This window comes from Streptomyces sp. NPDC056738 (genome assembly GCF_042790435.1).
Classification (GTDB): domain Bacteria; phylum Actinomycetota; class Actinomycetes; order Streptomycetales; family Streptomycetaceae; genus Streptomyces.
The window spans coordinates 115612-129979 of sequence record NZ_JBHTZF010000001.1 but is presented as its reverse complement, the minus strand read 5'-3'; the positions used below and the strand labels follow the sequence as shown (position 1 = coordinate 129979).

Sequence of the window (14368 nt, the reverse complement as noted above, 5' to 3'; positions counted from 1 at the left end):
ACGGCCCCGGGCCCGGCGCGGTCAGAGCAGGCCGGTGAACGCGGCGAAGACGTCGTCGAGTTCGTTCGAGTGCACGGTGAACGACTCGGGTGCCAGGGCCGCCGCGTCGAGGGCCGCGAGCACGGCCCGCACCGCCTCGACGCCGGCGTCCGCGGGGATCTGCAGGGTGCCCGTGACCGGGTCGCCGCAGGCACCCTCGAAGCAGGCGCCGGCCCGCTCCAGCGCGATCGCGTCGGCGAACCGCAGCCGGATGACGGCGGCCGGCGGCCCGCTACGCGGCTCAGGCCACACCCCGCCATCGCCGCCGTCACCGGTGCCGGTCTGCGGATCCGGCCCCGCTGCCCGGTAGGCGGGCAGCAGGCTCAGATGGGAGCGGGCCGCGGGCAGCGGGTGCTCGGGTCCGCCCAAGGAGAGCGCGTCACCGCCCTCGTCCCCGTACGGGCCGTCCTCCCCGGTCGGCGGGCCCGCCGCCTCGGCCGGGGTGTCCGCCTCGGCCAGGGCGTCCAGCAGCACGGACCGGGCCCGGGGCGGCAGCGCGGCGGCGAGACGGCGCGCGCACTTTTCGGCCCGCTCCCCACCCGCCGCGGCCACGGCGACCAGCTCGTGCACGAGCACGGCCGGCTGCGGGGCGTGCCCGGTGCCCGGGGGCGGCCCCAGGGTCCCCGCCGGACCGGCGGGCGGCTGCTGTCGCTGGTGCCACTGCTCGTTCACGCCAGGACCTCCTGATCGTCCGGGTCCGGCACGATCACCGTCCCGATCCCGTCGTCGGTGAACATCTCCAGCAGGACCGAGTGCGGGACGCGCCCGTCGATCACCCGGGCCGCGCCCACCCCGCCCCGTACCGCCGCCAGGCAGCCGGCCATCTTGGGCACCATGCCCTCGCTCAGTTCCGGCAGGAGCTTTTCCAGTTCGTCGGCCGTCAGCCGCGGGATGACCTCGGCCCGGTGCGGCCAGCCCGCGCACAGCCCCGCCACGTCGGTGAGCATGACGAGCGCGTGGGCCCGAAGCGCGGTCGCCAGCGCCGCGGCCACGGTGTCGGCGTTGACGTTGTAGACCAGGCCGTCCTCGACACTGCGGGCCAGCGGCGAGACCACCGGGATCCGGCCGGCGGCCAGCAGGCCGTCCAGGGTGGTGGTGTCCACGCCGGTGATGTCGCCGACCCTGCCGACGTCGACGGGTTCCCCCTCGATCCACGGCACGTGCCGCACCGCGGTCAGGGTGTCGGCGTCCTCGCCGGTCATGCCGACGGCGAGCGGGCCGTGACGGTTGATCAGCCCGACCAGCTCGCGCTGCACCTGCCCGGCCAGGACCATGCGTACGACGTCCATCGCCGCCGGCGAGGTGACGCGCAGGCCCGCGGCGAACTCGCGTTTCATGCCGCGCCGTTCGAGCTCGGCGTCGATCTGGGGGCCGCCTCCGTGCACCACCACGGGCCGCAGCCCGGCGTAGCGCAGGAAGACGACGTCGCGGGCGAAGGCCGCCGTGAGGTCCGCGTCGACCATGGCGTGTCCGCCCAGTTTGACGACGACCGTCCGGCCCTGGTGACGGGCCAGCCACGGCAGGGCGTCACCGAGGGACCGGGCCTTGGCCTGGGCCTGCTGCACGCTGACGGTCATCGGGTTTCTCCTTCGTGGATACCTCGACCTGGTCGGGGAGGAAACGAAGCTCCTGCGGAGCAGGGCAGGGAAAGCCGGTTCGCCGGCAGGGCAGACCGGCGTGCACCGTCCACTGGCTGGCAGCCTTCGCTTACAGGGAATTTGATACTGTGTGAAATATGACGCAACGGGTCAAGCGGGCATTCAAGTACCGCTTCTACCCGACGGACGAGCAGGCGGCCGAGCTGTCGCGCACGTTCGGTTGTGTCCGTCTCGTGTACAACAAGGTGTTGGAGGAGCGCACCCGGGCCTGGTACGGCGAGCAGCGCCGTGTGTCCTACGCGCAGTCGTCCGCCGCGCTGGCGCAGTGGAAGAAGACCGAGGATCTCGCTTTCCTTGCGGAGGTTTCCTCGGTGCCGTTGCAGCAGGCGCTGCGGCATCTTCAGACGGCCTTCGGGAACTTCTTCGCCAAGCGGGCCAAGTACCCGCGGTATAAGTCGCGAAAGAAGTCGAGGGCGGCGGCGGAGTACACCCGGTCCGCCTTCACGTGGCGCGGCGGACAGCTGACCTTGGCGAAGATGACCGCACCGCTGGATGTTCGCTGGTCGCGGCCCCTGCCCGCCGGGGCGCAGCCGACCACGGTGACCGTGTCCCGTGACGCTGCGGGGCGCTGGTTCGTGTCCCTGCTCGCCGAGGACACCCCCGTCTTGGCCCCGGCCACCACGGCGGCGGTCGGCATCGACGCCGGGATCACCTCCCTGGTGACCTTGTCCACCGGCGAGAAGATCGCCAATCCGAGGCACGAGCGCCGTGATCGCGCCCGGCTGGCCCGCGCACAGCGTGAACTCGCCCGCAAGGCGAAGGGCTCGGCGAACCGGGAGAAGGCCCGCCGCAAGGTCGGCCGTGTTCACGCGCGGATTGCCGACCGGCGCCGCGACTTTTTGCACAAACTGTCGACTCGGCTCGTCCGTGAGAACCAAACGGTCGTGATCGAGGACCTCGCCGTCCGCAACCTGCTGAAGAACGGCAATCTCGCGCGCGCCGTCTCCGACGCGGCCTGGACGGACCTGCGCATGATGCTGGAGTACAAATGCGCCTGGTACGGACGCGACCTCGTCGTGATCGACCGTTGGTTCCCCAGCAGCAAGCTGTGCGGGACCTGCAAAACGATCGCCGCGAAGATGCCGCTCAACGTCCGCGAGTGGACATGCGACTGTGGCGCCCTGCATGACCGCGACGTGAACGCGGCACGCAACATTCTGGCCGCCGGGCTGGCGGTGTCTGCCTGTGGAGACGGTGTAAGGCCTCAACGGGAGTCCTCCCGGACGGGGCAGTCGTTGGTGAAGCAGGAAGCCCAGCGGGCGACCGCTGGAATCCCCCGCCTTTAGGCGGGGGAGGAAGCCAAGAGACCCTCGCCCGCCGAACGACCGAGGCCGCCGACCGTGGAATTGGCGCTCATGGGACTCCTTCTGTGGGGCCCCGGTCGCGGGCTGAACCCCATGACCGGTGGACATGCGCCCGGCCCGCGGGGGCGCGGCGCGCTCTCGCGCGCGGGTTCTCGAGTGTCCTGCCGCGAGGTCACGTCCTGTCAACAAGACAGCGGCCGGGCCCGGTGCTTCAGGCGGCCGAGCGGGTGGCCCGGGCGGCGGTGGTGCGGCCCAGTTCCCGTTCGGTGCGCCGCAGCACGATCGAGTCGGCGATCTCGCCGCTGCGGACCGCGATGTTCGACAGCAGGGCCGAGGACAGTCCGTGGGTGTGCTCGGTGCCGCCCTGGAGGTAGACCCCGCTCTTGAGTCCGGACGCGCTCAGCAGGCGGTAGTCGCGCTCCACCTGGTGCCGGCCCGCCGCGTCGCGCAGGAAGTGGCCGTCGAAGTCGCCGAGCAGGCGGGCGGGGTCGAGGTTGTCGTAGCCGGTGGCGAACACCAGCGCGTCGACGGCGAGTTCCTCGGTACGGTCGTCGAGCAGCGAGCGCAGGCCCACCCGCGTCTCGTTCCCGGCGCGCTTGACGTCGGTGACCCGGGTGAGGTTGCGGAAGTGCAGCCGTTCGGTGCCGCGCACCCGCTCGTCGTAGCTGCGCCGGTACAGGTCCCGGATGACGTCGGAGTCGACCACCGAGTAGTTGGTGTTGCGGTGGTAGCGCCAGAAGGCGTCCCTGGCCTGCTCGGTGCCGAAGTAGTGGTCGTCGACCGCGTCGGGGTCGAACACCTGGTTGGCGAAGGGCGTGTCGTCGGCGATGGCGTAGCCGTAGGACGGGACGACGGCGCTGACCTGGGCGTGCGGCAGCGCGTCGTGGAAGAACCGGACGATCTCGGCCGCGCTCTGGCCGGCGCCGACCACCGCCACGCTCTTGAGGTCCTTCGGGTCCTGCGCGTCGAACCTGGCGAGGAACTCCGAGCTGTGCCACACCCGTTCGTCGGAGCGCACGCCCTCCGGCAGCCTGGGCACCAGGCCGGTCGAGATGACCACGTTGCGTGCGGCGACCACGCGGGTGCCGCCGTCGCCGGTGCGCACCTCGACCTCCAGGAGGTCGCAGGACGGCGCCGCGGCCTCGGTGACGGGCCGGATCGAGGTGACCTCGGCGCCGTAGGTGACCCGGTCGCCCAGATCGGCGGCCGCCCACTCCAGGTACTGGTGGAACTCCTGGCGGGTGGGGAAGAAGTCCTGGTTGTTCACGAACTGCACCAGCCGGTCCGAGGCGTGCAGATACGAGACGAAGCTGTACCGGGACAGCGGATTCCGGTACGTCGCCAGGTCCTTGAGGAACGAGATCTGCATGGTCGTCGACGGCAGCAGCATGTTCCGGTGCCAGCCGAAGGCGGGCTGCCGCTCGAAGAAGTGGGCGGTGACCGGATGCTGCGGAGTGCTCGCCCCGTGCTCTTCCAGAGCGATGGCGAGCGACAGGTTGGACGGGCCGAACCCGATACCGACCACGTCGTAGACCTCTTCGCTCCGCCTGCCCGTTGTCTCCATGTGAATGCTCCCGATGCGTCTGGAAATCAACCGGTGGCCCACAACGCCTTCCGGCTTGGCAAAACCTTGCCATGATGTTGGCAAGACGATCCTGAGATCCGGTCTCGTGACGCTGGAGTGGTGGCGGAGTCGCTGGTGGGAGAGGTGACTTCGGCCCGCGGCGGCGGGGAACCTTTGCCTCGCACCGCCGCCCGGCGCCACCCGATGCTGCCCGGTGCCCGGTGCCCGGTGCCCGGCGTCCGGCGTCCGGCGTGCTCCCGCTCGTGCGGTGCGCCCCGTCGCCGGTGCCGGTCCCGTCGCGCGGCCGGTGCCGTGCGGGTGCCGGCCCGTGTGCGGCACCGGGTGCGCGGAAATGCGGGAACGGGTGCGGCAGGGGTGTTTTTCGGAGCGTTTCTCGAAGAATAATCGAAGACCGCTCGAGGACTTCTGCAGGACTTCTGCAGGACTTCTTCAGACCTTCTCCAGGTCCTCGGAATGTGGAAGCATTGTCCTGTCGGACAGGACGGCCGTACGGTCGGGGACCTCGAAACAGGCCGATTTCCGAAAAGGAGAATGCGAATGTTCGTGCCCCGCTTTTATCGCGAGCCGAATAATTCCTGGACGGCGGATCTGATCCGCGACAACCCCCTGGCCCTCGCGGTGACGAACGGCAGCCCCGACAGCGGTCCCTTCGCCACGCACCTGCCGGTCATCTTCGCCCCCGACGCCCCCGACGCCCCTGACGTCACGGAAGCCCCGGACGCCTCCGGGGACGCCGACGACGCCGGCGACGGGCTGCGGGGGGTCACGCTGCTCGGGCACATGAACCGGGCCAACCCGCACTGGGCGGCGCTGCGGTCGGGCGACGTGCTGCTGCTGACGTTCACCGGCCCGCACTCCTACGTGTCACCCACGGTGTACGGGAAGACCCCGGCCGCCCCCACGTGGAACTTCACCGCGGTGCATGTCCGGGGCGTGGTGGAGAAGATCGACTCGACCGAGGAGACGCTGGAGGTGGTGCAGTCCACTGTGCGCGCCTTCGAGAAGGCGTTCGGCGACGGCTGGGACATGACCGAATCACTCGGCTACTTCCGCCAGATCGTGCCCGCCGTCGGGGCCTTCCGGTTCACGGTCACGGGCGCCGAGGGCATGTTCAAGCTCAGCCAGGAACAGCCGGGCGAGGTGCGCGAGCGGGTCCAGACCTCGTTCGGGCAGAGCGGGTGCACGTACAAGCGCGAGGTCGCCGGGCTGATGAACCGGCTGCCCTGAGACGCCGGCGGCACCCGGCGCGGGCGGCCTCAGGCGCTGATGGCCACCGGCCGGGTCCGCTGCTCGGCGGTCCCCTTCATGTCCTGCACGTTGCCGTCCTGCACGTTCCTGTCCAGCCTGTCCTGCATGTCCTGCACGCCCTTGAGTCCGGCCGCCTCGGGGCGCTCCGGCGCGGTGCCGAGCGCCTCCAGGGCGGTCGCGGCCGCGCTGTCCAGCGTGGCCATCACCCACTGCTCGAAGTCGACGCCCAGTTGCTGGGCGGCCTGGTGCCACCACTCCAGACGGCTGCCGGGAACCTCCAGGCGGCGGCCCGGCACGGCGGGAGCGGCCGGCTGCTGATCGCCCTGGCGCGCGGCGCGCAGGGCACCGCGCAACTGCTTGGTGGTCCACTGCCGCTGTTCGGCGCGGTCGAGCCAGAGCTCCTGGTCCGCGACCGGCATGGAGGCCAGCTCGGCGTGGTGCTGGAAGCTGAGGGCGGAGCGGCGCCGGGTGAGGTCGAAACGCCGTGAGACCCACGCGTAGTTGCGCAGGGTCTGGTACGACAGTCCGGCGGCGCGTATCCCGCGCTGGTAGCGGTCGGTGTAGTGGTCCTTGCCGTAGACCATCCAGTCGCCCAGCCACCAGGAGGACGAGTCGAGGACGTCGGCGAGCTGCCGGCCGGCCCGCTCCCACTCGTCGTAGGCCATCTTGGCGGGCATCTGCAGGCCCACCTTGGTCGTCAGCACCGGGACCCGGCGCGGCGCGGACGCCGTGGCGCGCGCCTGCCGCGGCGTCGCCTGCGGGACGGTGGTCGCCGTGCCGCCGTGCGACCCCGCGGTCTGACCGGCCTGATGCGCCATCATGCCTCCAAAGAACGGTGCATATAACCGTCGATAAGCGTCGCAGCGCCGCCTGGGGTGGCACCGGAGCGGCACTCGAACGGTTGCACGTCGAACTTCCGGGCCGAATGAATCCCATTGGCCGAATGAATCCCGCCCGGTCAATTGTGTCCACCGGTCGATGACGTCCACCGGTCGATGAATTCCATAGGTCGATGAAGGCTGCTGTTGGCATGGCGCCCGCCGGCCGGTGAAGCCGTCTTCGGTGAAGGGCGTCCGTATTTCCCGCCGGGAGAACGGCGGGGGAGGGGGAGCTCAGCGCAGGGTCTCCGTGGGCCGGTCGGGCCGGCCCGGCTGGCCGGGCGGTTGGCCGCTGTCGGTGAGGGCGAAGAAGACGTCGTCGAGGTCGGGGGTGTGCACGGTCAGTTCGTCGGCCTCGATGTCCGTCGCGGCCAGCCAGTCGAGGATGGAGTGGAGTTCGCGCTGGGTGCCGTCGCTGACGATCTGCAGCGCCAGCGCCTGGTCGTCCCGGGTGGCCCCGCGCAGCGTGGTGGCGGCCGACCGGTAGGCGGCGGGGTCGGTGAAGCGGAGCCGGATGTGCCCGCCCGGGATCAGCCGCTTGAGTTCCGCGGCGGTGCCTTCGGCGGCGATCCTGCCGTTGTTCAGCACGGCGATCCGGTCGGCGAGCTGGTCGGCCTCCTCCAGGTACTGGGTGGTCAGGAACACGGTGGTGCCGCCGGAGACGAGCTCGCGGACGATGCCCCACATGGTGTGGCGCGAGCGGGGGTCGAGACCGGTGGTCGGCTCGTCGAGGAAGATGATGCGGGGGCCGCCGACCAGGGTCATGGCGATGTCCAGGCGGCGCTTCATGCCGCCGGAGTAGGTGGAGGCGGGCTTCCGCGCGGCCTCGGTGAGGTCGAAGCGCTCCAGGAGTTCGGCGCTGACCCGCCGGCCCTCCGCCTTGGGCAGGTGGTGCAGGTCGGCCATCAGGAGCATGTTCTCCTCGCCGGTGATCAGGTTGTCGACGGCGGAGAACTGGCCGGTGACGCCGATCGCGGCGCGTACGGCCCGCGCCTCCCGGGCGGGGTCGTGGCCGCCGACGCGCAGCTCGCCGGCGTCGGCGCGGATCAGGGTGGAGAGGATCTTGACGGCCGTCGTCTTGCCGGCGCCGTTCGGGCCGAGCAGGGAGAAGACCGTGCCCTCCTCGACGGCCAGGTCGATGCCGTCCAGGACGGTCTTGTCGCCGTAGGACTTGCGCAGCCCGCTCGCCGCGATGGCCACGGTGCTCATCAGGGGTGCTCCTTCGGGGCCGTGGGCGGTCACAGGCTGCGGGCGGTGATGTCGCCGTAGGCGGTGGCGGCGTGGAGGTCCAGGTCGCATGTGCCGTTGTTGCGCAGGGAGTTGTCGATGCGTCCGTAGCCGGTCCGGGCGTCCAGGGAGGCGGAGACGCCGCGGGCGGCGCCCACCGTGATGTCGCCGTGCTGGACGCTGAGGGTGACCGTGCCGCGCGCGGCCTCCTCGATGCGGATGCCGCCCTTGTGGACGCCGATCTCGGCCGGGCCGTCGAGGCGGCCGAGGAAGACCTCGCCGTCGTGGGCGTCGATGCGGGCGCTCGCCGCCTCGTCGATCTTGACCGAGCGGTGGCCGCCCGTGAAGGCGACGTCGCCGAGGCGTCCCACGCCGCGGAACTCGGCGGCGGCCGCCTTCGCCTCGACCCCGGAGCCGGCGGGCAGCATGACCGTGACCTCGACGGACCCCGGGTGCCCGAGGAGCTTGCGGGCCGCCGGCGCGGCCCCGATCCGCAGGATGCCGTCACCGAAGGCGGTTTCGACCGCCCCGGCCGCCTTCACGTCGCGGTTCTTGGCCGGGTCGGCGGGGCGGACCTCGACGACGGTGTCGGCCCGGTCGGCGGCGATGAACCGGATGCGTCCGGCGGGGATGTCCACCTCGGCGCGGATGGGGGAGGGGGTGTCGAACCTCTGCGTCGCGTACTCGGTCTTCTGCATCGGTGGCTCCTCGGGCTCGTGTTTTCCGATGCAGAAAACGCTACGTTGCGTTCAGTGATCTGGCAACAAGTCTGTTGCGCATCACCCTTATAACTCCAGCTCAACTGCGCCCAATTGTTGCAACGGGCCTGAATGTAATGCAACGTCAGCGATCCGCTTTGTTGCAATGGGGCGGGAGTTAATGCTCCGTGGCGGCGCGCCCTGCGACGCGAGACCCGGCCGGATTCCGGCCGGGTCTCCTCGGGCTGTCAGCGGGCTGTCGGTCGGGCTGTCAGCCGGACGTGGACGGCCGGCCGCAGAACTCGGCGTTCAGGATGGGGACGATCCCCGACGCGTCCCAGTCGCCGTTGTAGTTGAAGGTGAGCTGATGGCGGCCGTCCTCGGTGAAGGCGGCCAGCGTCAGCGACCCCACCACACCCCCGTCGTGGTACCAGATGTCCCCGCAGCCCAGCGTGAGCTTCTCGACGCCCAGCCCGTACGACGTGATCGGCAGGTCGGGATTGACGACGGTCGTCTTCAGCTCCTTGAGCTGCTGCGCCGGCAGCAACTTGCCGCCCATCAGGGCCCCGTAGAACAGGTTCAGGTCGTGGGCGCTGGAGATGATGTCGCCGTCGCCCCAGTTCTGGGAGCCGTTCAGGTCGGTGACGTCGTCGATCCGGTCCGGCTGGGTGTCGTAGAACAGCTTGGAGTAGCCGCGGCTGCTCGGCCGGGGCAGCTCACTGCTCGTGCCGGGGTTGGACGTCGCCTTCAGCTCCAGCGGCCCGATGATGCGCCGGCGCACCTCGTCCTCGTACGGCCTGCCCGCCACCTTCTGGACGATCAGCGCCGCCAGCAGGTCGTTGGTGTGGGAGAACGCGTGCCGGGCGCCGGGCTGGAACAGCGGCGCGTGGGAGAAGGCCACCTGCAGGCGCTGCTGGGCCGTCAGGGTGTCGTAGCGGTGCGCCAGGAAGCTGTCGCCCATGGTGTACGTCTGGTAGTACGACACGTCGGCGAGGTAGTCGAACAGACCGCTGGTGTGGTTCAGCAACTGGCGGACGGTGATCGCGCCGCCGTCGTTGCCGTTGCCGCCGACCACGCCGGGCAGGTAGCGCTCCACCGGGTCGTCGAGGCTGACCTTCCTCTCCGCCTCCATCTGGAGCAGGACCGTCGCCACGAACGTGTCGGTGATGCTGCCGGTGCGGAACCGGTCGCTCTTGCCGCGCGGCGCGCCCGTCGCCCGGTTGCCGACACCCACCGCGCTCTTCCAGACTCCGGCGGAATCCCGTGCCTCGGCGCTCACGCCGGGGACACCCGCCGCGACGGCCGCCTCGATCGCCGCCTGCGTGTTCTGATGGCCGGCCGCCCCCGCGGCCGTGTCACCCGATGCCCGGGCGGGACCCGTCAGGACGGTGGCCGTCAACGCCACCGCCGCCAGAGCGACCACGCCCGCTCTTGGCCTGTTCCGCATCGTCATCGTCTCTGCCCCGTCTCTTCGTCGTGTCCGCACGTTGGCCGGATCCGTACAGGTGCGGTTCGTGGCGGCACCGTAGGTCACTTGGCTCGCGGGCAACTCGTGCGGCGGCGCCACGGCCGAAAAGGCGCAGGTACGGCGTCTCCGGCCGTTCGCCGCCCCGCCCGCGCGAGGCCGGAATTGGTCGTTCTACCGTCGGGGGAAGGGAGTTGGGGGAGTGCCGGGGATGGCCCGTCATCGCGGTCACCGGCTCACCGGTCACCGGCGCCCCGTCCGGCTGCGAGCCGCCCACCACCCGCCGCCCGCTGTCCGTCGTACGCCGTCTGCCGTCTGCCGTCTGCCGTCCTCGCGGGTGCGCGCGCGGGTGTGCGTGCGTGCGCGCGTGCGGGCGTGGAGGGGCGGGCGCGGACGGAACGGAGGGGTGGCCGGGGGTGCGTGGACGGACGGCGCCGCGGGCAGGGGAGGGGGGCCGGGAGCGAGGGGCCCGCGCTGTCCACCCCGCTGATGGCCCGCCGGGTGATCCCCGCCCCACGGCCCGCCGGGTGATCCCCGCCCCACGGCCCGCCGGGTGATCCCCGCCCCACGGCCAGGCGGGTGATCCCGTACGCCACGAGGGCGCCCCTGCGTGCCCGGAACGCGGCCGTGCCGGGCCGTGCCGGACCGTGCCGTACGGACGCGGCACCGCGGGGGACTCCGCCGCTGGTCAGGTGGCCCTCTAGCAGGCCTCAGGTGCGCCGCCGGCCCGCGGGCGCGGCATCGTGGCACAGGAAACCGGCCCGGTACAGAGGATCACCGCGGCGCGCAGCCGCTGCCGCACGCCGGGGGGCCGGCGGGGCCGGTGCCCTTGTAGCGCCGACGGCGCGCTCCCTACGGTTTCGAGGCATCGCCGGGGCCGCCGCCGGCGCCGGCTGTCCTGTCGACCGGACGGCGCGGATGTCCCGTCGACCGGACGGGCATCGGCCGGCGGACCCGCGCCCGGTGTGCTCCGCGCACCCGGCCGGCGATGTCCGAATCCCGAGCCACCCCCTGACCGACAAGGACGGTGCCCTGTTGAGCACGAACCCCTTCGATGACGCGGACGGCCGCTTCTACGTGGTCGTCAACGACGAGGAGCAGCACTCCCTGTGGCCGGTGTTCGCCGAGGTCCCGGCGGGCTGGCGTGTGGTCTTCGGTGAGGCGGCCAAGGCCGAGTGCCTGGAGTACGTCGAGCAGAACTGGACCGACCTGAGGCCCAAGAGCCTGCAGGAGGCCATGGCGGCGGACTGAGAGCCGTCCCTCCCGCGGACCCGACCGGGACGACACCGTCGTCCGCCCGGCCGGTCCGCGCCCAGGAAGACACTTCGAGTGGGGAGTTGAACACTGTGACGGGGGCTGTGAGAACCGCGGGCAGGCCCGGACCGGGGCCCGTGGACGCCGGCCGTGCGCCGGCGCAGGGCGACGTGGTCCTGTCCTTCGTGGGATCGCAGGCCACGGTGCAGAAATCGGGGATGGTCCTGCCTCCCAACCTGCCGGAGCGGTCCTGGGAGCGGATCGGCGCCAACCTGCGCGAACTGGTGAACTCCTCCGCGTGGTGGCTCGCCGACTGGCTGCTCTACGGTGAGGCCACCTACGGGTGGCGGCGCTACAAGGAGGCGATCGAGCGCACCGGGCTCGACTACCAGACCCTGCGCAACTACGCGTGGGTGGCCCGCCGCTTCGAGCACCACCGCCGGCGCGACAGCCTCAGCTTCGCCCACCACGCCGAGGTCACCCGCCTCTCGCCGCCGGAGCAGGACTATTGGCTGCGCCGGGCCGAACAGCAGAAGTGGTCGCGCAACGAACTGCGCAGGGCGGTCCGCGCCGGCCTGGCCGCACAGAGCGACGCCACCGACCCCGGCACCGCCACCGACCCCGGCACCGTCACCGACCCCGGCACCGGTCCCGGCACCAGCCCCGGTCCGGGGGAGCGGGAAGCGCACGTGCCCCACCCCGCCGAGCCCGCCGCCGAACGGCGCCAGGCCGGTACCGAGCAGCGGCACCAGGTCACCACGCTCACCATCGAGCTGTCCGCGGAGCAGTTGGAGCACTACTCCCGGGCGGCCGCCACGCACGGCCTGCCCGTCGCCCAGTGGGTCACCCGGACGCTCGACACCACGGACCGCCCCGCCACGGACCGCCCCGCCACCGACCGCCTCGCCACCGACCTGCACCCCGCGGGCCGCCCCACCCCGGGCCGGCACCCGCAAGGCCCCGCCACCGGCCGGCGCACCGCCTGAACCGGCACCACCCGCCGGCATCACCCACCGGCCCCGGCACCACCCGACCGGCGCACCACCGGCCCACCGCACCACCCACCGGCGCACCGCCCGGACGCGTACCGCCGGAACGCGGCATCGCCCGGACGCGCACCGCGTGGCGGGCCGGCGGCTCGTCCCACCGGACACCCCTCATATCGGAGTCAGTTGATGATCCTTCAGGGAAAGCGGGTCGCCCTGCCCTCGGCGCCCGTCGTCCACCAGCAGTTCGAGGAGCACGCGCAGGCCACCCCCGACGCCGTCGCCGTCGTCCGGGCCGGCCGGCAGGTCACGTACGCCGAACTGGACGCGAGGGCCAACCGGTTCGCGCACTTCCTCACCGCGCGCGGACACGGCCGCGGCGCGAAGGTGGGCCTCTGCCTCGACTACTCCGTCGACCTGCTCGTCGCCATCCTCGGCACGCTGAAGGCGGGCGCCGCCTACGTGCCCTTCGACCCGGCCTACCCGGCCGCCAGGCTCCAGCTCCTGCTGGACCAGGTCCCCTCACTCGCCCTGATCGTGGCCTCCCCGGCCACGGCCGCCATGGTCGAGACGGCGGCCGTCGACGTCGTCGACCTCGACGAGCTCGCCGACCACCTGGCGAGCCTGCCGGCCACCTCTCCCGGCATCACCGTCACCGGCGACGACCTCTGCTACGCCGTCTTCACCTCCGGCTCGACCGGCACACCGAAACTGACCGCGGTGCGCCACGAGGGCTGGTTCAACCTGATGAACTGGCTCCGGCTCGAATACGGCCTGCACCGCGGCTCGCACAACCTCGTCGTCAGCGCGTTCGGGTTCGACCTGTCCCAACGCGCCCTGATGACACCGCTGTTCTGCGGCGCCACCCAGCACCTGCTGGCCAGCCGCAACTTCGACGCCATGCTCGCCTACCGCGTCCTGCGCGAGCACGACATCCGCGTCGTGCACTGCGCCTCCAGCACCCTGTACGTGCTGATCGACTGGGAGAACGCGCGCGGCGGCGACGCCCTCACCCGCCTGGACTACGTGCTCTTCGGCGGGGAGGCGCTCAAGCCCGAGCGGCTCACCGACTGGATGCGCCGCGAGGGCAACACCTGCACCCTGCTGCACCAGTACGGCGTGGCCGAGTGCACCGACGTGGCCACCTCCTTCGACCTCGCCGGCTACCGGGCCGGCGAGCACGACATCGCCCCGGTGGGCCGGCCGGCGTACAACACCGACATCCACCTCCTCGACGAGCGGCTGCGCGGTGTGCGGGCGGGGGAGGACGGCGAGATCTGCATCGCCGGCGCCGGTGTCGGCGCCGGCTACCTGGGCGCCGCCGGCCCCGAGAACACCAAGTTCGCCACCGTCGAGATCGACGGCACCCCGGTCAGGCTGTACCGCACCGGCGACCGGGGCCGGGTCACCGAGGCCGGTGACCTCGTCGTCGCCGGGCGGATGGACGCCCAGGTCAAGGTGCGCGGCATGCGCATCGACCCCACCGACATCGAGCGCGCGCTCGGCAGGCTGTCCGAGGTGCGCGAGGCCGCCGTGGCGGTCACCCACACCGACGCCGGCGAGGCCGAGCTGACCGCGTTCGTGGTACCGGAGGCGGGCGCTCTCGCCGAGGACGCCGTGCGCGCCCGCCTCCTTACGACCCTGCCGCGCAACATGGTCCCGGCCCGCTTCGTCGAGGTGGCGGCCATTCCTTTGAGCCCGCACGGGAAGGTCGACCGCGCGGCGCTGGTCGACGCCCTCAAGAACCGAGGACTGTGATGACTGCCGACAGCGTGCGCGCCATCTGGTGCCGGGAACTGGGACGCGAGGACATCGCGGCCGACGACGACTTCTTCGCCCTCGGCGGCCAGTCCGTGATCATGGTCCGGATCCAGGGCGCCTTCCTGGAGGAACTGGGCGCCGAGGTCCCCATGGACCAGATGTTCCTCCACCCGACGGTGGCGTCGATCTCCACGTACATCGAATCCCTGACACCGCACCGATAGCGCGCCGGACCCACCCGGACCACCGGCCCACGGGCCGCGTC

At 71.8% G+C, this 14368-nt stretch carries 13 protein-coding genes; 6 read left to right on the top strand and 7 right to left on the bottom strand.

Translation table 11 applies throughout. The features are described 5' to 3' along the window. Positions 1–21: 21 nt before the first annotated feature. Both ACFRIC_RS00455 and argB read right to left on the bottom strand, forming a co-directional pair. Positions 22–711 carry a hypothetical protein gene (locus tag ACFRIC_RS00455; protein ID WP_382778246.1) on the bottom strand — a complete coding sequence of 230 codons (690 nt, stop codon included), beginning with the start codon at positions 709–711 and terminating at the stop codon, positions 22–24. Next, positions 708–1616 (bottom strand): acetylglutamate kinase, encoded by a 909-nt coding sequence (gene argB / locus ACFRIC_RS00450; protein ID WP_382778245.1) that lies wholly within the window; start codon positions 1614–1616, stop codon positions 708–710. Before argB ends, ACFRIC_RS00455 begins: the two co-directional genes overlap by 4 nt. A 158-nt stretch (positions 1617–1774) precedes the next feature. Between argB and ACFRIC_RS00445 the strand changes: the two genes are divergently transcribed. Further along, entirely contained in the window at positions 1775–2983 is a 1209-nt protein-coding gene (locus ACFRIC_RS00445) for an RNA-guided endonuclease InsQ/TnpB family protein (protein ID WP_382778244.1), read from the top strand. 229 nt (positions 2984–3212) lie between these two features. On the opposite strand, the gene ACFRIC_RS00440 is transcribed toward ACFRIC_RS00445, so the two are convergent. After that, the gene (locus ACFRIC_RS00440; RefSeq protein ID WP_382778243.1) at positions 3213–4565 is read right to left on the bottom strand and encodes a lysine N(6)-hydroxylase/L-ornithine N(5)-oxygenase family protein; all 1353 of its coding nucleotides are present in this window, start codon (positions 4563–4565) and stop codon (positions 3213–3215) included. 558 nt (positions 4566–5123) lie between these two features. Between ACFRIC_RS00440 and ACFRIC_RS00435 the strand changes: the two genes are divergently transcribed. Then, positions 5124–5813 (top strand): FMN-binding negative transcriptional regulator, encoded by a 690-nt coding sequence (locus ACFRIC_RS00435; protein WP_382778242.1) that lies wholly within the window; start codon positions 5124–5126, stop codon positions 5811–5813. 29 nt (positions 5814–5842) lie between these two features. Here the strand turns inward: ACFRIC_RS00435 and ACFRIC_RS00430 are convergent, their stop codons facing one another. From ACFRIC_RS00430 to ACFRIC_RS00415, 4 genes are all read right to left on the bottom strand, one after another. Beyond that, positions 5843–6655: an LmbU family transcriptional regulator gene (locus tag ACFRIC_RS00430; RefSeq protein ID WP_382778241.1), complete on the bottom strand. Its 813-nt coding sequence runs from the start codon at positions 6653–6655 to the stop codon at positions 5843–5845. Positions 6656–6946: 291 nt separating this feature from the next. Beyond that, positions 6947–7921 carry an ATP-binding cassette domain-containing protein gene (locus ACFRIC_RS00425; RefSeq protein ID WP_382778240.1) on the bottom strand — a complete coding sequence of 325 codons (975 nt, stop codon included), beginning with the start codon at positions 7919–7921 and terminating at the stop codon, positions 6947–6949. A gap of 29 nt (positions 7922–7950) precedes the next feature. Then, a complete protein-coding gene (locus ACFRIC_RS00420; RefSeq protein ID WP_382778239.1) occupies positions 7951–8637 on the bottom strand; it encodes a hypothetical protein in 687 nt (228 codons plus the stop codon). A gap of 271 nt (positions 8638–8908) precedes the next feature. After that, positions 8909–10090: a serine hydrolase domain-containing protein gene (locus tag ACFRIC_RS00415; protein ID WP_382778238.1), complete on the bottom strand. Its 1182-nt coding sequence runs from the start codon at positions 10088–10090 to the stop codon at positions 8909–8911. 1047 nt (positions 10091–11137) lie between these two features. Here ACFRIC_RS00415 and ACFRIC_RS00410 point away from each other — a divergent pair. From ACFRIC_RS00410 to ACFRIC_RS00395, 4 genes are all read left to right on the top strand, one after another. Next, entirely contained in the window at positions 11138–11353 is a 216-nt protein-coding gene (locus ACFRIC_RS00410; RefSeq protein WP_328443621.1) for an MbtH family protein, read from the top strand. Positions 11354–11493: 140 nt separating this feature from the next. After that, positions 11494–12342, top strand: a complete 849-nt coding sequence (locus ACFRIC_RS00405) for an LmbU family transcriptional regulator (protein WP_382778237.1) — start codon at positions 11494–11496, stop codon at positions 12340–12342. Positions 12343–12531: 189 nt separating this feature from the next. Continuing rightward, positions 12532–14100: an amino acid adenylation domain-containing protein gene (locus ACFRIC_RS00400; protein WP_382778236.1), complete on the top strand. Its 1569-nt coding sequence runs from the start codon at positions 12532–12534 to the stop codon at positions 14098–14100. Beyond that, entirely contained in the window at positions 14100–14327 is a 228-nt protein-coding gene (locus ACFRIC_RS00395) for an acyl carrier protein (protein ID WP_382778235.1), read from the top strand. Before ACFRIC_RS00400 ends, ACFRIC_RS00395 begins: the two co-directional genes overlap by 1 nt. Positions 14328–14368 lie beyond the last annotated feature (41 nt).

What these genes read in the sequence shown, in the direction of transcription:
- argB (WP_382778245.1), bottom strand. Translation starts at nt 1,616, where the DNA reads ATGACCGTCAGCGTGCAGCAGGCCCAGGCCAAGGCCCGGTCCCTCGGT.
- ACFRIC_RS00445 (WP_382778244.1), top strand. Translation starts at nt 1,775, where the DNA reads ATGACGCAACGGGTCAAGCGGGCATTCAAGTACCGCTTCTACCCGACG.
- ACFRIC_RS00440 (WP_382778243.1), bottom strand. Translation starts at nt 4,565, where the DNA reads ATGGAGACAACGGGCAGGCGGAGCGAAGAGGTCTACGACGTGGTCGGT.
- ACFRIC_RS00435 (WP_382778242.1), top strand. Translation starts at nt 5,124, where the DNA reads ATGTTCGTGCCCCGCTTTTATCGCGAGCCGAATAATTCCTGGACGGCG.
- ACFRIC_RS00430 (WP_382778241.1), bottom strand. Translation starts at nt 6,655, where the DNA reads ATGATGGCGCATCAGGCCGGTCAGACCGCGGGGTCGCACGGCGGCACG.
- ACFRIC_RS00425 (WP_382778240.1), bottom strand. Translation starts at nt 7,921, where the DNA reads ATGAGCACCGTGGCCATCGCGGCGAGCGGGCTGCGCAAGTCCTACGGC.
- ACFRIC_RS00420 (WP_382778239.1), bottom strand. Translation starts at nt 8,637, where the DNA reads ATGCAGAAGACCGAGTACGCGACGCAGAGGTTCGACACCCCCTCCCCC.
- ACFRIC_RS00415 (WP_382778238.1), bottom strand. Translation starts at nt 10,090, where the DNA reads ATGACGATGCGGAACAGGCCAAGAGCGGGCGTGGTCGCTCTGGCGGCG.
- ACFRIC_RS00400 (WP_382778236.1), top strand. Translation starts at nt 12,532, where the DNA reads ATGATCCTTCAGGGAAAGCGGGTCGCCCTGCCCTCGGCGCCCGTCGTC.
- ACFRIC_RS00395 (WP_382778235.1), top strand. Translation starts at nt 14,100, where the DNA reads ATGACTGCCGACAGCGTGCGCGCCATCTGGTGCCGGGAACTGGGACGC.